We start from the raw sequence: 21,273 nt of genomic DNA on the forward strand, positions 1-21,273 counted from the left end.
TTTTATTCAGAACATAAAGGACGGAGGGGTAAAAATAAAAATACAATGAAAAATTTAAGACGCTTTTTTGAATACGGATATTTGGTAATCGGTATCATTTTATTGGTTGATGGCATTTATAGGTTCAATCAGCCTGGTGAACGCAACAATTCCTATTTTTTATTGGCGTTTGCCGTGTTAGCGGTGTTTATGTACTTTTTTAAACGACATTTTAGAAAAAAGATTGAATCTGGTCATTATCAAAAGAAAAAAGATGAGTAACATTAAAATTGTTTTACTTATTATATCTTTAAACTTAAGTTTCCATTATACTTCAGATGCACAAATATTGCCTTTAAGGGAAAGGGCAGATGTGATTGATAACATACTTAAAGATAGGTTTGACAATCTACTTCCCAATTTAATGGATAGAACTGGAATTGATATGTGGATTCTCATTTCCAGAGAATACAACGAAGATCCTGTAATGCGAACAATGTTGCCATCCACTTGGCTAAATGCCAGAAGAAGAACGGTTTTGGTTTTTTATCGCAACAAAGAAAAAAGCACTATTGAAAAGTTGGCGGTTGCCCGTTATAATGTTGGCGAAAACATTAAATCGGCTTGGAACAAGGAGGAACAACCCGACCAATGGAAAGCACTTTTTCAACTAATTGAAGAGAGAAACCCAACTAAAATTGGGTTGAACATGTCATCCCATTTTGCAATTGCCGATGGCTTGGTAAAATCGGATTACGATTGGTTTACGACCGCGTTGCCCGAGACTTACAATAAAAAAATTGTATCGGCAGAAAAATTGGCCATTGCTTGGATAGAAACACGTACCGAAAAAGAAATGGAAGTTTTTGAGTTTCTATCTAAATTAACGCATGATGTTATTGCCGAAGCGTTTTCCACAAAAGTAATAACTCCTGGCAAGACCACAACTGATGATGTGGTATGGTTTTTACGTCAAAAAGTAAATGATTTAGGGTTAAAGACATGGTTTCATCCCACCGTAGATATTCAACGCAATAACGAAAAATTGGGCAGTCATATTACTTCTTTTTCTAAGCGTCCACCAGAAAATATCATCCAAAAAAGCGATTTATTGCATTGTGATTTTGGCATTACTTACTTAAGGCTCAATACCGATTGCCAGCAACACGCCTATGTTTTAAATGACAGAGAAACTGAAGTGCCTATATTTTTAGTTGAAGCTTTTAAAGAAGGAAATCAATTGCAAGATATTTTTACCAATAATTTTGTAGCTGGTAAAACGGGCAACGAAATTTTATTAAAATCCTTAAAAGAGGCAAAAGAAATGGGGTTGAAACCTTCAATTTACACGCATCCGTTGGGAACTTATGGGCATTCGGCAGGGCCAACTATCGGTATGTGGGACGCTCAAGAAGGTGTACCCGTAAGAGGTGATTATCCGTTATACAAAAATACCGCTTATGCCATAGAATTAAATACTACGGTGCATATTAAGGAGTGGGATAGAGACATAAGAATTATGCTAGAAGAACCTGGATTTTTTGGTAAAGGCGGATTTAGGTATATAGACAACAGACAAGAAAATATTCACGTTATCAATGCTAATTAATTAAAATTTGGAATCACAAATTATCATAATTATTATTTCAATTTTATTATCCGCTTTCTTTTCGGGGATGGAAATTGCCTTTGTTTCCGCCAATAAAATGCACATTGAGCTAGAAAAGAAAAAAGACACTTTCCTCGCAAGAATATTGACAAAATTAACTAACAATCCATCAAAATTTATCACAACTATGCTGGTTGGTAATAATATTGCCCTGGTAGTTTATGGTTACTTTATGGGCGAACTATTAATGCCTTACTTAGCCCCTTACTTATATAACGATTTTGTTATTTTATTGGTTCAGACCCTAATTTCCACATTAATAATTTTAGTAACCGCAGAGTTTTTGCCCAAAGCAATTTTTAGGGTGTACGCCAATGAGACGCTTAAAATATTTGCCATACCAGCCTATATTTTCTTTTTACTGTTTTATTTTATTTCAAGTTTTATCATGGTTATTTCCGACTTTGTGCTGCGTGTATTTTTCAATACTAGAGAAGACGATGTGCAACTGGCATTTACAAAAGCAGAATTAGGAGATTATATCAATGAACAGTTAGAAATTTCTGATGATGAAGTGGATTCAGAAATCCAGATTTTTCAAAATGCCCTAGACTTTCACAATGTACGTGCAAGAGACGCTATGATACCCAGAACGGACATTGTTGCCATTGATGTAACAGATTCCGTAAAAAACTTAAAAAATTTATTTGTTGAAACGGGATTGTCAAAAATAATTGTTTACAAAGACTCTTTAGACGATGTTATTGGTTACATACATGCGTTTGAACTGTTTAAAAATCCTAAAACGATACGTTCCTTGTTGTTGCCCATAGAAACCGTACCTGAAACGATGATGATAAACAATATTTTGAACGATCTTACTAAAAAACAGAAAAGCGTAGCTGTGGTAATTGATGAATATGGCGGTACCTCGGGCTTAATAACCATAGAAGATATTATTGAAGAATTGTTTGGTGATATTGAAGATGAACATGATACCATAGAACTGTTAGAAAAAAAGATCAACGATAGGGAGTTTGAGTTTTCTGCCCGTTTGGAGGTGGATTATATTAATGAAACGTATAACTTAACCCTGCCGGAAAGCGATGCCTATGAAACACTTGGCGGTTTAATTGTTGATGTTACCGAAAACATTCCGCAAAAGGAGGAAATTATAGAAATTGATAGTTTTCAATTTACAATTCTTGAAGTTTCTTCGTCTAAAATAGAGCAGGTTTACCTTAAAGTACTGTTTAAAGAAGATTAGGCATCTTATTGTTATCAAATAAATTCACTTTTTACTTCCCCAATCTTTCATTTTTTTTGTATTTTCGCGGACTGAATTTAAACTAAGGCTTGTTCTTTTAAATTCAGGACTTTAAATAATAAAAATCATAAACAGGATATATACATAATTAAAATGGCAATTTTATCTAAAATTAGAGAACGTTCATTATTTTTAATCATCATAATTGCATTGGCATTATTTTCTTTTGTAATTGGTGATGTTTTTACCAGAGGTGGTTTTGGAGGTCAATCAAACTCAATTGGAGAAATTAATGGCGAGAACATAAGTCGCGAAGAATTTGCACAAATGGTAGAGCAGCAAAAAGCAATGTCAGGCGGTAGGGGCAGCAATATGCAATATGTAAATATGGCCTGGGAAAATTTGGTGCGAGAGAAAGTTTATAAACACCAATTGGAAAAATCTGGTGTTACCGTTGGTGAAAAAGATGTTTGGGACGAAATTTTAAAGCAACCATTTGTGCAAAACGGTCCACAATTTAAAAATGAGGCTGGACTTTTTGATGAGGATAAATTTAAAGAATACATTGCCACGTTACAAGATGCAAAAGACGATTCCGAACAAGATAGACAGGCTTGGTTAAGCTGGTTGGATTATGAAAGAAACATTAAAAACAATTTAGAGCTAAGAACTTACAACAACCTTGTTTCATCGGGTTTAGGTGCTACTTTTAAAGAAGGCGAACGTCATTATATGGCTGACAACACAAAACTAGATTTAGAATATGTGTACGTACCATATACCTATATAGCGGATAGTTTGGTCACCTTAACGGACGGTGAAATTGAGCAGTACGTAAAAGACCATCCTAACGATTATAAAGCAGAAGCTTCTCGCGATATTAGTTTTGTAAAATTCGATATTAAAGCATCACCAGAAGACGAAGCTGCGATTAAAGCGGAAGTTGAAAAAATAATAAATGATAGAGAAGAATACAGCTCAGCGGCTAAAGGAAATGTAAATGTTAAAGGCTTATCAAGTGCCGAGAACATTGAAGACTTTTTTAGAAACAATCCATCCGACTTACCTTTAGATAATAATTTTTACACAAAAGATAAATTAAGCCCAATTATTAAAGACACAGTTTTTAAATTAAACGTTGGCGATGTTTACGGGCCTTATAAAGAAGGTAATTATTTTAAGGTAACAAAATTAGTGGCGGTAAAGCAAATGCCAGATTCGGTTAAGGCCCGTCATATTTTAATTCCTTTTTTGGGTGCGACAAACGATCCTTCGATAACACAAACAGAAGCTCAGGCCAAAGCAACGGCTGATAGCCTTTTAACTGTTGTAAAAAAAGACAAGTCTCAATTTGCTGATTTGGCCAAGAAATTATCTTCTGACAAAGTAAGTGGAGCAAAAGGAGGCGATTTAGATTGGTTTGTATATCAAACCATGGTGCCCGAGTTTAGAGATTTTACTTTTGAAAACAAAACAGGTGATATGGGTGTGGTAAAATCACAATTTGGATTCCATATTATTGATATCCAAGAACAAAAAAATCTTCAAAAAAATGTAAAATTGGCAACGTTTGCTAGAGAAATCGTAGCATCTGATGAAACCGAAAGTGCTGCCTATCAAAAGGCGGAAACCTTTGCTTCAGAAATAACCGATGAAAAAGATATTGAGGAATTGGCTAAAGAGCAAGGTTTAACGGTACAACCTGCCGTTGGTTTAAAAGCCATGGACGAAAGAGTGTCTAATTTAAACAACCAAAGACAAATTATTACTTGGGCTTTTGATCCAGAGACTGAAGTTAATAATATTAAACGTTTTGATGTTGATGGTGGTTATGTAGTTGCAAAACTAACGGCAAAGCACAAAAAAGGATTAAATATTGGTGCTGCCAAAGCCACTCTTAGAACTAAATTACTGAATGAAAAGAAGGCGGATAAAATAAAAGAGCAAATGAAAGGCGATAATTTGCAAGATATTGCAAAATCGTTCAACACCAATGTACAATCCTCTAAGGCGGTTTCTTTGGGAAGTCCTACTTTACCTGGAATCGGAAGGGCAGAAGAGATTGTTTCTACGTTAGTGGTTCTAAAAGAAAATGTACTTTATACCGATATTGACACTAAAAATGGTGTTTTTGCGGCTAAAATCACTAAAAAAGATAGTCCACAGCCATTAGAAAACTATGCTAGCTCAATTACTGCGGTAAAAAATGCTAACAAGGCTAAGGGGGCTAAAGTGTATAGTGCTTTAAAGAAATTTGCTGATATAGAAGACAATAGGGCAACGTTTTATTAGATATTGTAATATTATTAAACATTTAACGTTAGTTATCTCTATTATTAAAAAAATAACAATTAAAAGTTGCATATATACTATATTTCGTATATTTGCAACAAATTTAAAAACAGAAACTATAATTTAAATTAATTAAAATGAAACACTTAAGAAAAGTTTTATTCGTAGTTGCACTTTTTGTTGGTTTTAGCATGAATGCACAAGACGAAAACAACCCTTGGTCTATAGACTTTGGTGCTAACGCAGTAGATTTTTATCCTACAAATCAAGCCGGAATGGGAGGATGGTTTGACGAGTTTGTAAACATTGACGACCATTACAATATTATTCCTTCTATCTCTAGACTTAGAGTGGGTAGATATTTAGGAAGCGGTTTTTCTTTAGGTTTAGCTGGTTCTCTAAATAAAATTGAAAAAATAGGAGATATGTCCGCTAACGATTTATCTTACATTGGTGCAGATTTAGACATTAGGTATGCATTTACTAGTGGTAAATGGTTTGAGCCTTATGTTCACATCGGTGGTGGTTACCAATTTATTGATGATAACAGTGCAGGTACTGCAAATGGTGGCCTCGGTGTTAACTTTTGGTTTAACGACTTTATCGGTCTTAATGTTCAAACTGCTTACAAACATTCGTTTGATGAAGATAATGTAATGCCTCATTTCCAACATGCTGCTGGTTTAACAATCAGATTTGGTGGAAAAGATACTGATAGTGATGGAGTTTATGACAAAGATGATGAGTGTCCAGAAGTTTTTGGTCTTGAAGCTTTCAACGGTTGTCCTGATACAGACGGTGATGGTATAAAAGATTCTGACGATGCTTGTCCAGAAGTTGCTGGTTTAGCTGCTTTAAACGGTTGTCCTGATGCTGACGGTGACGGTGTTGCTGATAAAGACGATCAATGTCCAAATGAAGCTGGTACAGCTGCAAATAATGGTTGTCCTGATGCTGACGGTGACGGAGTATATGACAAAGACGATGAGTGTAAAGATGTAGCTGGTCCTAAAGAGAACAACGGTTGTCCTTGGCCAGATGCTGATAACGACGGTGTATTCGATAAAGATGATAACTGTCCTAACGAAGCAGGTCCTGCTTCTAACCAAGGTTGTCCTGAAAAAGTAATTACTGTAGAGGCTAAAGCTAAATTAGATGAGTTTGCAAAAGCTATCTACTTTAACACAGGTAAATCTTCTTTCCAACCAGGTGTTGCTGAGAAATTAGACCTAATTGCTGATATTATGAAAGAATTTAAAGATTCTAATTTCCATATTGAAGGTCATACTGATAGTTCTGGTTCTGATTCATTGAACCAAAAATTATCTGAGTCAAGAGCAAAATCTGTTTTAGATTACTTACTTGAAAAAGGTATTGCTTCTGATAGATTAACTTCTAAAGGTTACGGTGAAACAAAACCAATTTCTAATAACAATACAAGAAGAGGTAGAGCCGAAAACAGAAGAGTTGAAATTAACTTATCTAACTAAGTTAACTTAAATTAATAGATAGAAAAGCCATCCCATTTAGGGGTGGCTTTTTTTATGATATTATTTTTACCTAAATACAAAAGGTTTAAGGCAGTTCTTTGTAACTTTGCTGTAAACAATGGTATATGCAGAGCTTTTTAAATGATGTTGTAAAAGACATATTCACTAAAAATGAAAATATAAGCGAGCTTACCTTTGTATTGCCCAGTAAACGAGCTGGAACATTTTTAAAAAACAGTATAAAAGAACAACTGTCAGGAACTTTAATTCTTCCTAAAATAATTAGTATTGAAGAATTTATTGAAAAGCTATCCAACATCAGTGCCATTGATAATACTTCAATACTATTTGAATTCTACACCATTTACAAACGCTTAACCCCAGAGAATACTTTAGAAAGCTTCGAAAATTTCACCAAATGGGCTCCACTTTTACTGCAAGACTTTAACGAGATAGACAGAAATTTAATTGATACAAAACATCTGTTCTCTTACCTTACGGATATTAAGAGATTAGAAACTTTACTCAAAGGGGAAGAAATAACCGATTTAATATCCAAACAAGTCCAGTTTTATGCAAACTTTGAAAATTATTATAATGAACTTTACGCTCATCTGTTAGATAACAAAATAGGTTATCAAGGGATGCAGTATAGGGAAGCCGAGGCAAATATTCAATGGTATGTCAACAACACATCCGATAAAATTGTTTTAGTTGGTTTTAATGCCCTTAATACAGCAGAAGAGAACATCTTCAAAAATTTATTGGACAACGATTTAGCGACTATTTATTGGGATATTGACACGTATTTTGAGCAACACAACCCACAGGTAGCAACTTTTATACATAAGTATAAAACCGAATGGAACTATTTTAATACAAACCCTTTTAATTGGACTTCAGATAATTTTTCAGATAAAAAGAACATTAAGATAATAGGTACGCCCAAAGATATTTCACAAATAAAATATGCGGGTGAACTTTTAAAAGACTTAGCGGCTGAAGCAGATAACTTAACAGATACAGCCTTGGTGTTGGCAGAAGAATCATTATTGTCGGCGTCACTGAATTCATTGCCCAAAGAAGTTGAAAATGTAAATATTACTATGGGCTATGAACTCAAAAATATCCCGTTAGGTAACGTTTTTGATTATTTGTTTAAACTACAAGCCCATCATAAAAACGGAGCTTTTTATTACAAGGAATTGTTGGCGTTGTTAAACCATCCTCAAATAAAATCATTTTTTAATGACCCGGTTGTCATTGACAGTTTGCTGAACAGCATTGCCAAAAACAACTTTACTTACCTTGGCAAATCGAGCTTATTAAAATTATCAGGCAACGACTCAGAGTTTGTTCAACTTTCTTTTTTATTCGATAATTGGGAAAATAAGGCCGATACAGCCATAAAAAATTGTATTCGTTTTATTGAACTTTCAAAGGAAAACGCCAACTTAGAGAAACTGGAAAAGGAGTATTTGTTCCGTTTTTATACTATTTTTCAGAAATTGTCAAATCTTAATCAAAAATTTGGGCATATAACTGATATTAAAACGTTGAACATGTTTTATAACCAGATGCTCAAAACTGAAAAGCTATCCTTTCAAGGTGAACCTTTATCGGGTTTGCAAATTATGGGAGTATTGGAAACCCGTGTGCTCGATTTTAAAAATATCATTATTACCTCAGTGAACGAAGGCATTTTACCCGCGGGCAAATCGGACAATTCATTTATTCCTTTTGATGTAAAAAGGGAAGTAGGTTTGCCTACTTATAAAGAAAAAGACGCCATTTTCGCCTATCACTTTTTTAGGTTGTTGCAACGTGCAGAAAACGTTTATGCCCTTTATAATACCGAAGCAGACAGTTATGGCTCTGGTGAGCTAAGCCGTTTCTTAACCCAATTGGAAATTTTCAAAAAGAACGAGGTGGAAAAATTTGTGGTTAGCCCAGAAACGGTAAAAACAACTAATGAGTTTAAGGTTATTCCAAAAAATGAGTTTGTCCATAAAGAATTAAAAGATTTGGCGGAAAAAGGATTTTCAGCTTCTACCTTAACCAATTATATTTTAAATCCCTTGGAATTTTACAATCAGAAAATACTTAAGATAAAAGAAATAGATGAGGTTGAAGAAACAATTGCGATGAATACTTTAGGGACGATTATCCATAAAACGTTAGAGGCGTTTTACGAGCCTTACGTCGGCAAAAATTTATCTGTTGAGGCAATTACTGAAATGAAAGCAAACGTTGCCTCAGAAGTCCAGAAATGGTTTAAGGAAGTGTATCGTAACGGTAATATTTCAACGGGTAAGAATTTATTGGTCTATAATGTGGCTCAACAGTTCGTGAGGAATTTTTTAAATCAGGAATTAGAACAGATTAAACAGGGCAATAAGATAAAAATTTTAGCTCTAGAGCAAAAGTTAAATTTAAAAATAGAAATTGAGGGGATAGATTTCCCTATTCAACTCGTTGGTGAAGCAGATAGAATTGATGAACTCAACGGAATAACGAGAATTATAGATTATAAAACAGGAAAAGTAACCCAGACCGATTTGAATATTAAAGACTGGTCATTATTAACTAAAGATTATAAAAAACACAACAAAGCATTTCAAGTACTTTTTTATGCCTTACTATTTTCTGAATCGATAGGTCAAAATTTAGAGAAGAAACCTTTAGAAAGTGGAATTATTTCTTTCAAAAATTTAAAAGCAGGTTTTTTAAAAATAAATAAAGGCTTAGTTACACAAGAAAGTATTGAGCTTTTTAAAGTTGAATTGAAGCAACTGTTTTTAGAAATATTTGACATTAACATTCCTATTTTGGAAAAAGAATCACCATTTACAGCATGATAATTAAACGAAATATACAACTGAGTGGCAAGCATCAAAAACCCATTTTAACAGATCTATTTTATATTGAAAATAACCAACCTAAGCCCATTGTTATTTTTGCACATGGCTATAAAGGGTTTAAAGATTGGGGCTGTTGGGATTTGGTTGCAGAGCACTTTGCCAACAATGGAATTTTCTTTATCAAATTCAACTTTTCGCATAACGGAGGTACGGTAAATCAACCTATTGATTTTCCCGATTTGGAAGCTTTTGGACAAAATAATTTTATAAAAGAGCTGGATGATTTAGCGTCGGTAATAGATTGGGTTTTGGCGGATAACTACTATAAAAATGAAGTTGATATTTCAAATATTACCTTAATTGGCCATTCTAGAGGTGGAGGCATAGTTACCATCAAAGCTAGTGAAGATACGCGGATCAGCAAAGTAATTACTTGGGCAGGGGTCTCTGATTATGGAGCTAGATTTCCTAAAGGTGAAATTTTAGATCTTTGGAAAAAGCATGGTGTTTCTTATATTGAAAATTCGAGAACCAAGCAGCAAATGCCACATTATTATCAGTTCTATGAAAATTTTGTAGCAAATAAGGACAGATTGTATATTAAAACCGCAGTAAAAAACTTAAAAATTCCCTATTTAATAATTCATGGTACGGATGATGAAACCGTATTATTAAATGAAGCCAAAAACTTACATTCATGGTGTAAAACCAGCCAACTACATGTTGTAGAAAATGCCAATCATACTTTTGGGGGCAAACACCCTTGGGAAGAAAATAAACTACCGCACCATCTTTTTGAAATAGTTGAAAGATCAAACGTTTTCGTAAAAAGTTAGCATAAAAATAGTTCCTGCCCCATGATATATATCATACTTTTTTAAGAGCTATCATCATAAATTTGTTGTAGATATTAAAGGTTTAATTAAAAACCATTAATAAGAGTTTCTCAACTACAACTAGAGTTATGATTTATTTAATGCTTTCCATCTTAGCGGTTACCATTGCTTTATTTATTTGGGGCAAATTTCCACCAGATATAGTAGCATTAATTTCAATGATTAGCCTTTTTCTAACGGGAATTTTAGATGCTACCGAAACCTTGAGCGGATTTAGCAATCCTACCGTTATAATGATTGCAGCTCTTTTTATAATAGGTGAAGGACTTTCTCAAACAGGGTGGACGGCACTGGCGGGTCAAAAATTTGTGAATTGGGCAGGTAAAAGCATACCAAAGCTACTTGTAATAATTACATTAGGGTCTGGCGTGTTGTCGGGCTTTGTAAGCAACACGGGTACAGTGGCAACTTTAATGCCAATGACAATCTCCTCGGCTTGGAGTATTGGTACCATGCCTTCAAAAATATTAATGCCCGTTGCTTTTGGTTCTAATACAGGAGGTTTATTAACTCTAACAGGTACACCTCCAAACATTATTGCCAGTAACGCTTTGCTTGAAGCGGGATACAATGGATTTTCCTTTTTTGAGTTTGGCTTAATTGGTTTGCCTTTACTGATAATTGCCATTGTTTATTTTAGATATGTAGGTTTCAAATTATTACCAAAAAATAAGACGAACAATAAACCTGTTAATATTGAATCAACCTTACATAAGTGGATAGAATCGTACAAAATCGAGGAGGGGTACTACCGACTACGTGTACGTTCCGTATCACCATTAATCAATACAAAAATAGAGGAATGGAATTTTGAAAAAGATTTTAATGTTTCAATTATTCGTTTAAAAAGACGCCATCCTAGCGTTTTGAAAAGAGTAGAGCCTTTTATAGAGTTTCCTACTTCTGGCACGGAAATGAAATATCACGATATCCTTACTGTAAAAGGAGATACCCAAGCTATCAATAGGTTAATGATTAAATTCAGATTAGGATTATTACCATTAGAACCAATTAATGATGAATTAAAAAATAATCTGTTGAATCAGGAGGTTGGAATGACCGAAATTATCGTTACACCGCAATCGTTCTTAGTAGGAAGAAAATACAAGTTAGGTGAATATTTTCAACGATTTGGAATCCAATTGCTAGCGGGTTCCCGTAATAGCAAACCGCTTTTGGAAAAAGAAATTGTTGTAAAAGCGGGTGATGCCTTCTTAATTAGAGGTGCATGGAAAGACATTGAAGCATTGAAGGAACAGCACGAAAACATTGTTATCTGCGGTAGCCCAGAAGGAATGGCGAAGAACATAGTTAATTTAACTTTCAAATCATATGTAGCTTTGGCGGCTCTTGTTTTAATGGTAATATTATTGGTTTTTGATATTTTACCAGGTTCAATTGCTGCGTTGATAAGTGCGGGCGTGGTAATGCTAACGGGTTGTGTGCCAGTTTCCAAGGCTTACAAGGGTATAAGTTGGACAAGTGTAGTAATGATTGCTGCCATGATACCTATGGGGGTTGCTTTGCAAAAAACGGGTACTGCACAACTCATAGCCAATAATTTAGTGACATATTTGGGTTCAGTTCATCCAATACTTTTACTGGGAGGAATCTTTTTATTAACAACCACATTTAGCCAAGTAATTAACAATAGTGCCACTGCCGTTTTAATGGCACCCATCGCTATTTTGGCGGCCACTTCCTTACAAATATCTCCAGAACCTTTTATGATAGCCGTGGCAATAAGTGCCTCTACCGCATTTTTAACGCCCGTAGGTACAACTACCAATGCAATGGTTATGACAGCAGGTGGATATAAATTTATGGACTACCTAAAAGTGGGGACACCATTACTATTACTATTTTTTATAATAACATTAATTATGGTGCCAATAATATGGCCCTTTTAAAATAACATTAAATACAGAACTTTAAATTAAAATAATATGGAAAATTCAACAACAATCAAAAAAGATTTAAACTTAGAAAAGTATGGTTTAAAGGATGTTAAACCGCATTACAATCTCAGTCCGGAAGAATTACAGAAAATTACCGTAGAAAAAGGAATGGGAGTTGAGACAGAGAACGGAACGTTAGCGGTTAATACTGGTAAATTTACTGGGAGATCGCCTCAAGATCGTTTTTTGGTGAAGGATGATTACACAAAACACCGTGTTTGGTGGGGCAAAATAAACAAACCCATTTCGCCTGAAAATTTTGACCGTTTATACGAAGAAGTTTCAAGTTATATGTCCGGTAAAGAGTTATATATTAGAGATGCCGCAGTTTGTGCAGATCCAAAATATAAAATGAATGTAAGGACAGTAACAGAATATCCATGGTCAAATATGTTTGTTTATAATATGTTCTTACGTTTAGATGCAGAAGAATTAGAAAACTTTGAAGAAGAATGGTTGGTACTTTGTGCACCTGGTTATGTATGTCCAAATCCAGCTGAATACGGTATCCGTCAAGGTAATTTTTCAATCTTAAACTTTATGAAAAAAGTTGCTTTGGTAGGCGGATCGGCTTATACGGGCGAAATTAAGAAAGGTATTTTCTCTGCGTTGAATATGATTTTACCTACTGATAAAAATGTTTTGCCAATGCACTGTTCGGCTAACGTAGGAGAAGATGGCGATACTGCAATTTTCTTTGGCTTGTCTGGTACTGGTAAAACAACACTTTCTGCAGATCCAGACAGAAAATTAATTGGCGATGATGAACATGGTTGGACTGCTGAAGACACCATTTTTAATTTTGAAGGTGGGTGTTATGCAAAGGCTATTGATTTAACCGAAGAAAAGGAACCTGATATTTTTAGAGCTATTAAGCCTGGTGCCATTTTAGAAAATGTAGTTTTTAAAGAAGGTACAAAACAAGTTGATTTTATGAATAGCTCAATTACACAAAACACACGTGTAAGTTATCCTATTTACCATATTGATAATATTCAAGAACCAAGTTATGCAGATAATCCCAAAAATATTTTCTTTTTAACAGCGGATGCTTTTGGTGTATTGCCTCCTGTTTCCAAGTTAACGCCCGGTCAAGCGGCATATCACTTTATTTCTGGTTATACCGCTAAAGTAGCAGGTACAGAAGCAGGAATTACAGAACCAGTGCCTTCATTTTCTGCTTGTTTTGGAGCTCCGTTTATGCCATTGCATCCAACAGTGTATGCAGAAATGTTAAGTAAAAAAATGCAAGATGCCGGCGTAAATGTTTGGCTGATTAATACAGGATGGTCAGGTGGTCCTTACGGTGTTGGTTCACGTATAAAATTAAAATATACAAGAGCTATGATTACCGCAATATTAAAAGGGGAATTGGATAATGTGGAACTAGAGCAACATCCAATTTTTGGTCTATATATGCCTAAATATTGCCCAAATGTACCAACTGAATTGTTAGACCCAATGAACACTTGGTTACAAAAAGGGGTATATATCAGTAAAGCTATACAATTAGCACACTCGTTCCATCTGAATTTTGAAAAATTTGCGAATGAAGCCTCAGAGCAAATTATTGAAGGCGGACCGTTAATTGATGAACATCATAAATTGGGTGAACACGTTTAATATTTTCCGTTATTTTAATTAGGGGTACTTTCTAACAATTCGATTTGTTCTTTAGCTTGTTCTTTTTTCCAGCTACTGCGTTGTCAAAATACTCATTTAGCCATGCTAAACTCCGTTTTCGACGCCTTGTTTCTGAATAAAATTACCGCGTTAAAACTCCAAATCAATCATTAGAAAATTACCCACAAGAAAAAGAGGACTTGTAATGAGTCCTCTTTTTTATTCTACTTCAAATCTGGTCTTGAAGGCCTGACTTCAATTTTACTTGGCAATGTACGTGGGTGCATGGTCAATAAATCCAGTACCAGTTTACCAATATCTTCGGGTTGAATTTTCCAAGCATCACCCTCGTCAGGTATATTATCGTTGAAATAAGTGGCTACAGAACCTGGCATAATGGTTGAAACTTTAATGTCGTAAGGACGTAAATCTAGCATTGCCGCTTGTGTAAAGCCTACTAACCCAAATTTTGAGGCATTATATCCGGCACCTTGAGCAAAGAAATTTGTACCTGCTAAACTGGCCAGCGTTATAAAATATCCTTTTGATTTTTTTAATTCCTCTACGGATGCTTTCAAGGTGTGAAATACCCCTGTTAGGTTGGTATTTATCATAGCGTCCCAATCGGATTCTGAAAGCTCATCGATTGGTGCAAATTTTCCAACACCAGCATTGGCTAATACCACATCCAATTGCCCCCATTTTGTCAATATTTCTGCTATGGCATCATTTTCTAATTTAGAAACATCAGATGCTATTGCTAAAACTTGATTTTCATTACCTAGTTCTGCAGCTGTTCTTTTTACAGTCTCAATATTTCTACCACTAATGGCAACACGCATTCCTACATTAATTAAGCATTTAGCAACACCTAACCCAATCCCTTTTGTACCTCCTGTTATATAAACTACTTTGTTTTTTAGATTGTTCATTTGTCTTTTTTATATATGTCAATATTAAATATAGGGAAGATTGAGGGGAAAAGCAAAAAATAGCTATTGTTTATAATTTATAATTGCTATTTTGAAATAAATTTTTGGACAAAATGAATTAACTTCGTTAATCCGAATAAAATCCCATTCTGCAAATATAAAACACAACACCCTGTGGTGTCGCCTTTTTTTATTCCTTCCAAAATCTTAATTTAGATAATGAATTAATTTGTGGATCTTATCCACCGAAGCCCTTCAAATGGATGAATAAATTTAATGTATAGTTAAAAGTAAAAAGCCCTCCTTCATGGTTTCTGACGAAACAGCTTCGGAGGGCGAAGGTGGAGCATATCGGACTACTGAAGTTTTCCTCAAAATCCCATTCTGAAAAACCTTAAAAAACTTTGTTCGTTCAAAAATAATCAAGCGAGCTTGTTATTTTCTCACTTCATAAAGTTTACTTTTTTAAGGTTTTATTTGTGGAGCATATCGGATTCGAACCGATGACCCCTACGCTGCCAGCGTAGTGCTCTAGCCAACTGAGCTAATGCCCCAAATTTTTTACTCTGACCCTTTTAAAACCAACAAAGGTAATTTACTCTCAAAGTCTTTTTTATAAATTTTATCATTTTCCCAAAGACGTTTGAAAAAACCGCGTTTACGTCTGATTACACAAATTAAATCGGGCGAAACTTTATCAATATTTTCTTTAAGACCTTCGTAAATGGTTTCGTTTTCAGACGTGAAGTAATTTGATTTTAACTTACTTAACTCGCTATCCAAAATTGCATCTTCCTCTGTACTGTCAGCCGTTATTACTCTCAATAATTCTAACTTACTTTTATATAAGTTCAAAATATCTTTTAATGGTGACATTAAATCCCTACGGGAAATAACACCAGATTTTATGGCCATTAAAATAGTATTAATCTTTTTAAATTGATAATTTCTAGGAACAAACAAAACTGGTAAGTCCGTATTTTTAATCAAATATCCAGGTGTTTTCCCAATAAATATTTTTTTATCACTTTTAGATCCTGCTATAATTAAATCAATTTCTAACTGCTTAGCTATACGCTTAATAATTTCTTTTGCGTCTCCACTAATAGATTTAGAAATAATTTCAACACCTTTTTTATCAACATGGGCAACAACATTCTCTAAATCGCGATTGGCTTCGGCTTCTAAAAAGTCATCCATGTTCTTTAAACTACCCGCAACTTTGGTTACACCATAAGCTTTAACCAAATATATTTTTACATTCGTTCCTTGAACTAGATCAATGGCATACTGTAATGTATTCAAAGCCTTTCTAGGAGAGCCAACGGGAACTAAAATTGTATTCATAATAGTTTATTTTTTGCAAAGATAATTAAAAGAACTTCCCTTAAAATAAGCACTCAAAATTATTGTTTACAATATTTAATACCTGTAATAATCTGGTTTATATGGGCCTTCTACCTCGACACCTATGTATTTTGCTTGGTCTTCATTTAAAGTTTCCAGTTCAACACCAATTTTTTCTAGGTGTAAACGTGCTACTTTTTCGTCTAAATACTTAGGTAGCATATATACTTTGTTTTCATATTTGTCGTGGTTTTTCCACAATTCTATTTGAGCCAAAGTTTGGTTGGTAAAAGAATTGCTCATCACAAAACTTGGGTGTCCTGTAGCACAACCTAGGTTTACCAAGCGTCCTTCGGCCAATAAGATAATATCTTTGCCGTCAATTGTATATTTATCAACTTGAGGTTTGATTTCCACTTTAGTATCGCCATAATTAGTGTTTAACCATTCTACAGCAATTTCATTATCAAAATGACCGATATTACAAACTATCGTTTTATCTTTCATTTTTTTGAAATGCTTTCCAGTTACGATATCCTTGTTGCCCGTAGTGGTAATAACAATATCTGCTTTTTCTACAACGTTTTCCAGTTTTTTAACTTCAAAACCGTCCATTGCAGCTTGTAAAGCACAAATAGGATCAATTTCTGTAATGGTAACAATAGAACCAGCTCCTTTAAAAGATGCAGCCGAACCTTTACCAACGTCGCCATAACCACAAACTACAACTCTTTTTCCTGCAAGCATAACATCTGTTGCTCTTCTAATTGCATCTACAGCACTTTCTCTACAACCGTATTTGTTGTCAAATTTAGATTTGGTAACGGAATCGTTTACATTTATAGCAGGCATTGTTAACGTACCTTCTTTCATTCTATCATATAATCTGTGCACGCCAGTTGTGGTTTCTTCTGATAGTCCTTTGATTTCTCCAACCAATTCAGGATGCTCGTCCAAAACCATATTTGTAAGATCTCCACCATCATCCAAAATCATGTTCAATGGTTTTTTATCTTCACCAAAAAATAAGGTTTGCTCAATACACCAGTTAAACTCTTCTTCTGTCATACCTTTCCAAGCATAAACCTGTACTCCAGTTGCCGCAATTGCAGCCGCAGCTTGATCTTGTGTAGAAAAAATGTTACACGAGCTCCAAGTAACTTCTGCACCTAAGGCAGTTAATGTTTCAATAAGCACAGCGGTTTGAATTGTCATATGCAAACAGCCCGCAATTCGAGCACCTTTTAAGGGTTGTTCGTCTTTATATTCTTCACGCAAGCTCATTAATCCAGGCATTTCTGCCTCTGCCAATTCAATTTCTTTTCTGCCCCAATCCGCTAAAGAAATATCCTTAACTTTGTATGGTGTGTATGTTGCTGTTTTGGTACTCATATATTCAGTTTATTTTTTACAATTAAAATTCGACTGCAAAGTTACAAAATAACTTTATAAATCTATGCCGCTTTATAAAACTCTAAAAGTCAATGAAACCACGAAGGTATTGATTTGGAAAATTGAAGAATCTATTGAAATACTAAACGAAGGAATTGAACTTACTGAAAACTGTCAGAATCGAGTAGATGGGATGAAATCTGAGTTGCACAAACGAGGATTTATGAGTATTAGACATTTGTTGGCTGAAGCAGGTTATGTGGATTCTGACCTTTATTATGATGAATTGGGAAAACCTCACTTAAAAGATGGCAATTATATTTCAATTACACACTCTTTTACTTTTACTGGAATAATTATTAGTAAGTCCAAACTAGTAGGTATTGATATTGAAAAACAGCGTGATAAAATTGTAAGAATTGCTCATAAATTTACTACTGTTGATGATTATAAAAATATTGAAAACGAACATGAGCTGGTAAGAAAATTGACCATAGTTTGGGGAGCTAAGGAGTCGCTTTACAAAATTTATGAGCAAGAAGGATTGAGTTTTTTACAGCATATTTATGTAGATGACTTTACTCTTGAAGATACTGAAACAACCGCCACCATTACTTATAAAAAGAAGAAAAGCACCTATCGTATTTATTTTCTAGAGTTTGAAGGATTTATGTGTACTTATGCTTTAGATGAGGTTATCAACTAACAGCTAAATTTCAATCCGTATATTTGGCTTTTTATAAAATATCACTTGAACATTTACCAATACATAAACGATGATATCCAGAAAGGCAAAAAACTGTTAGCTATTTTATTGGATCCCGATAAAGTGCAACTGCAAAACATATCTACACTTTCAAAAAAATTCAATAAAAGAGCTGATTTAATTTTTGTAGGGGGAAGTACCGTCCAAAACGGATTGACCGAAAAATTGGTTGAAGCATTAAAAAAAGAAACGCAATTACCAATTATTCTTTTTCCAGGCGATTATACTCAGATTACCTATAAAGCAGATGCTCTGTTGTTTTTATCATTACTTTCGGGCGATAATCCCGAATATTTAATTCATCAACAGGTTAAATCAATTCCCAAACTAAAAAATTCATCGTTGGAAATAATACCTACAGGTTATATTTTAATTGATGGCGGTGTAGAAACTTCAGTTCAAAAAGTGAGCAACACTAAACCAATTTCGCAAAAGAATGTTGAATTAGTTGTGAATACAGCTCTCGCAGGACAATATGCTGGTAAAAAATTGATTTATCTGGAAGCAGGTTCAGGAGCGAAAGAGAGCGTGTCTGAGGAAATTATAAAATCGGTAAAGACAGCATTGAACATTCCACTTATTGTGGGTGGTGGAATAAGAACCAAACTGCAATTGAATAATGCTTATAATGCAGGTGCTGATTTAGTGGTTGTAGGTAATGCTTTTGAGGAGGACAATTTATGGTTCAATACTATTTAAGCTATGGATACACTTTATCATTTTTTTCTAGAACCATATCAAGAAGCTACGATCTTAAATATAATCTTGGAGTTTGTTGCTGCTCTTTTAGGTGTAATTAGTGTTATCTATGCCAAGCGGGAAAATATACTGGTTTTTCCTACTGGAATTATAAGTACAGGAATTTACGTGTATTTATTATCGCAATGGAATCTTTATGGAGATCTGATAATCAATGTTTATTATACGTTAATGAGTGTTTATGGTTGGCTAATGTGGTCGAGAATTACGAGTACCGAAGATACACTTCCCATTACCAGAACCAAGAAAAAAGATAAGCTGAAAACAATCGGCATATTTTTATTTACATCTATTTTTGTTGTTGTAGTTTACCGTTACTATGATGTTATGCCCAATTCGTTGGGGTTTGCCGATAGTATCAATTATGCTATAACCAATATGACTTCCGGAAGTTTGGAAGATTTTAGAAAAATCACACCGTTTTTAGACACATTTACAACAGGTATTTTCTTTGCGGCTATGTGGTTGATGGCTAATAAAAAAGTAGAGAGTTGGATATTTTGGATAGTTGGTGATATTGTTTCTATTCCACTTTATTTTGTAAAAGGCTATGGATTTACAGGCATACAATACACATTTTTCTTAATTTTAGCCTTTCAAGGATATGCCTTATGGAAAAAAAGCTTAGACAAAACAAAGATGCAAACATTGTAAAAGTAGTTTTGTTCGGTCCTGAATCAACAGGCAAAACAACGCTTTCTGAACAATTGGCTCGCTATTATAACACAGTTTGGGTGCCTGAATATGCACGTGAATATTTACAAGATAAATGGAACAATTACCGTAAAACTTGTGAAAATTCCGATTTATTACCTATTGCTGAAGGTCAAATGAAACTTGAAAATAAATTGGCTAAAAAAGCGGATAAAGTATTGATTTGCGATACCGATCTGCTCGAAACTAAAGTATATTCCGAAGAATATTATGGAGGGTTTGTAAATCCACTTTTAGATGAAGCGGCTATTGAAAACAGCTACGATTTATATTTATTAACCTATATTGATACACCTTGGGAAGCTGATGATTTGCGTGATAAACCCGATTTACGATTAGAAATGTTTAATGCTTTTGAAAATGCGTTGAAAAAGTATAACAGACCTTATATTTTGCTAAAAGGCGATAAACGAACAAGACTTAAAACCGCTACAAAAGCAATTGAAGCAATTTTAGCCGAACGTACCAATTTAGACAGTTTTTCAAAAAATTTAGAGGATTTAGATATGCACTTTTTACATCAGAATACAGAAACTCAAAATTACGATAGCAATAGTGGCTATTGAATTGACATACAACCTGCAAGGTTTCAAAAACCATGTAGGTCTATAATTAAGTCAAGTCGAAATAATACATACAATGTAAAAAAAAGACCTTGGAGGATACTTAAAAAAAGATGAATACCGAAAACCTGATAAAAGAACTCTCATTCAAAGCAGTTAGAAGCGGCGGAGCAGGCGGGCAGCACGTAAATAAAGTTTCCTCCAAAATCGAATTAACTTTTGACTTAGCAAATTCTGACGAACTTTCCGATGAGCAAAAACAAGTGTTAAAAAGTAAGTTAGAAACTAAACTGACCAAAGAAAATGTGTTGATACTCTTTTGTGATGAAAGTCGTAGTCAACATAAAAATAAAGAAATTGCCATTAATCGTTTTTTAGAAATCATAAAAAACGGGCTTAAAAAACCAAAACCCAGAAAAGCTACAAAACCTTCAAAAGCGGCGATTAGAAGACGGTTAAAAACTAAAAAGAAACGAGCCGAAAAGAAAGCCAACAGGCAGAAGCCTGATTTGGAATAAGGACTCTGTCAGTTCGAGTGCCACGCTTTTTTTGCGTGGTGTATCGAGAACCATATAATCTTACTTACGGTCTAAACCGCAACCCAATTACGGTAAAGACCGTAAAATATTGCGGTTTTATTGATGAAATATTGCGGTTTTTCGTACCCAAAAAGCAAAATATTAGTTTTAGTTTAGCACGAACTAATACCATTTCTCTTGTTAATTTACTCAATTATTTGTAAATTGCCTTATGGCAAAACAAATAGACTTACACATTAAAGAGAGTGAATCAGAACTAAAGGCTCTTATGAATGCTCAAAGCAAG

At 34.3% G+C, this 21,273-nt stretch carries 17 protein-coding genes and 1 tRNA gene; 14 read left to right on the forward strand and 4 right to left on the reverse strand.

What is annotated here, in order from left to right; genetic code table 11:
• Positions 1-45: 45 nt before the first annotated feature.
• The 9 genes from UMM65_RS05950 (at position 46) to pckA (ending at position 13,975) form a co-directional block, all read left to right on the forward strand.
• Positions 46-261 carry a hypothetical protein gene (locus tag UMM65_RS05950; RefSeq protein ID WP_321975569.1) on the forward strand — a complete coding sequence of 72 codons (216 nt, stop codon included), beginning with the start codon at positions 46-48 and terminating at the stop codon, positions 259-261.
• Positions 254-1,588, forward strand: coding sequence for a M24 family metallopeptidase (locus UMM65_RS05955; RefSeq protein ID WP_321975570.1), 1,335 nt, complete (start codon positions 254-256; stop codon positions 1,586-1,588). Before UMM65_RS05950 ends, UMM65_RS05955 begins: the two co-directional genes overlap by 8 nt.
• A 7-nt stretch (positions 1,589-1,595) precedes the next feature.
• The gene (locus UMM65_RS05960) at positions 1,596-2,855 is read left to right on the forward strand and encodes a hemolysin family protein (protein ID WP_321975571.1); all 1,260 of its coding nucleotides are present in this window, start codon (positions 1,596-1,598) and stop codon (positions 2,853-2,855) included.
• Between the two features lie 153 nt (positions 2,856-3,008).
• Positions 3,009-5,147, forward strand: coding sequence for a peptidylprolyl isomerase (locus UMM65_RS05965; RefSeq protein ID WP_321975572.1), 2,139 nt, complete (start codon positions 3,009-3,011; stop codon positions 5,145-5,147).
• A 137-nt stretch (positions 5,148-5,284) separates the two neighbouring features.
• Positions 5,285-6,637, forward strand: a complete 1,353-nt coding sequence (locus UMM65_RS05970) for an OmpA family protein (RefSeq protein ID WP_321975573.1) — start codon at positions 5,285-5,287, stop codon at positions 6,635-6,637.
• A 125-nt stretch (positions 6,638-6,762) separates the two neighbouring features.
• Positions 6,763-9,495 (forward strand): PD-(D/E)XK nuclease family protein, encoded by a 2,733-nt coding sequence (locus UMM65_RS05975; RefSeq protein ID WP_321975574.1) that lies wholly within the window; start codon positions 6,763-6,765, stop codon positions 9,493-9,495.
• Entirely contained in the window at positions 9,492-10,334 is an 843-nt protein-coding gene (locus UMM65_RS05980; RefSeq protein WP_321975575.1) for an alpha/beta hydrolase family protein, read from the forward strand. Before UMM65_RS05975 ends, UMM65_RS05980 begins: the two co-directional genes overlap by 4 nt.
• A gap of 140 nt (positions 10,335-10,474) precedes the next feature.
• Positions 10,475-12,304 carry an SLC13 family permease gene (locus tag UMM65_RS05985; protein WP_321975576.1) on the forward strand — a complete coding sequence of 610 codons (1,830 nt, stop codon included), beginning with the start codon at positions 10,475-10,477 and terminating at the stop codon, positions 12,302-12,304.
• Positions 12,305-12,340: 36 nt separating this feature from the next.
• Positions 12,341-13,975, forward strand: a complete 1,635-nt coding sequence (pckA, locus tag UMM65_RS05990; protein WP_321975577.1) for a phosphoenolpyruvate carboxykinase (ATP) — start codon at positions 12,341-12,343, stop codon at positions 13,973-13,975.
• 224 nt (positions 13,976-14,199) lie between these two features.
• Here pckA and UMM65_RS05995 read toward each other — a convergent pair whose 3' ends face one another.
• The 4 genes from UMM65_RS05995 to ahcY form a co-directional block, all read right to left on the reverse strand.
• Positions 14,200-14,907 (reverse strand): SDR family oxidoreductase, encoded by a 708-nt coding sequence (locus UMM65_RS05995; RefSeq protein WP_321975578.1) that lies wholly within the window; start codon positions 14,905-14,907, stop codon positions 14,200-14,202.
• Positions 14,908-15,387: 480 nt separating this feature from the next.
• Positions 15,388-15,461 (reverse strand) — tRNA-Ala (locus tag UMM65_RS06000).
• 7 nt (positions 15,462-15,468) lie between these two features.
• On the reverse strand, positions 15,469-16,254 hold the full coding sequence (locus tag UMM65_RS06005) for a universal stress protein (protein WP_321975579.1): 786 nt from the start codon (positions 16,252-16,254) through the stop codon (positions 15,469-15,471).
• A gap of 75 nt (positions 16,255-16,329) precedes the next feature.
• Complete coding sequence (ahcY, locus tag UMM65_RS06010; protein WP_321975580.1) at positions 16,330-17,646, reverse strand: adenosylhomocysteinase; 1,317 nt, start codon at positions 17,644-17,646, stop codon at positions 16,330-16,332.
• 64 nt (positions 17,647-17,710) lie between these two features.
• Here ahcY and UMM65_RS06015 point away from each other — a divergent pair, with 64 nt between their 5' ends.
• The 5 genes from UMM65_RS06015 to arfB all read left to right on the forward strand — a co-directional run bounded on the left by UMM65_RS06015 (position 17,711) and on the right by arfB (position 20,966).
• Positions 17,711-18,352 (forward strand): 4'-phosphopantetheinyl transferase family protein, encoded by a 642-nt coding sequence (locus UMM65_RS06015; RefSeq protein ID WP_321975581.1) that lies wholly within the window; start codon positions 17,711-17,713, stop codon positions 18,350-18,352.
• A gap of 45 nt (positions 18,353-18,397) precedes the next feature.
• Positions 18,398-19,111 (forward strand): phosphoglycerol geranylgeranyltransferase, encoded by a 714-nt coding sequence (locus UMM65_RS06020; protein WP_321975582.1) that lies wholly within the window; start codon positions 18,398-18,400, stop codon positions 19,109-19,111.
• 3 nt (positions 19,112-19,114) lie between these two features.
• On the forward strand, positions 19,115-19,825 hold the full coding sequence (gene pnuC, locus UMM65_RS06025; protein ID WP_321975583.1) for a nicotinamide riboside transporter PnuC: 711 nt from the start codon (positions 19,115-19,117) through the stop codon (positions 19,823-19,825).
• Entirely contained in the window at positions 19,783-20,451 is a 669-nt protein-coding gene (locus tag UMM65_RS06030; protein WP_321975584.1) for an ATP-binding protein, read from the forward strand. Before pnuC ends, UMM65_RS06030 begins: the two co-directional genes overlap by 43 nt.
• 110 nt (positions 20,452-20,561) lie before the next feature.
• The gene (arfB, locus tag UMM65_RS06035; RefSeq protein WP_321975585.1) at positions 20,562-20,966 is read left to right on the forward strand and encodes an alternative ribosome rescue aminoacyl-tRNA hydrolase ArfB; all 405 of its coding nucleotides are present in this window, start codon (positions 20,562-20,564) and stop codon (positions 20,964-20,966) included.
• Positions 20,967-21,273 lie beyond the last annotated feature (307 nt).

Source organism: Aureibaculum koreense, assembly GCF_034296135.1.
Taxonomy (GTDB): Bacteria; Bacteroidota; Bacteroidia; order Flavobacteriales; family Flavobacteriaceae; genus Aureibaculum.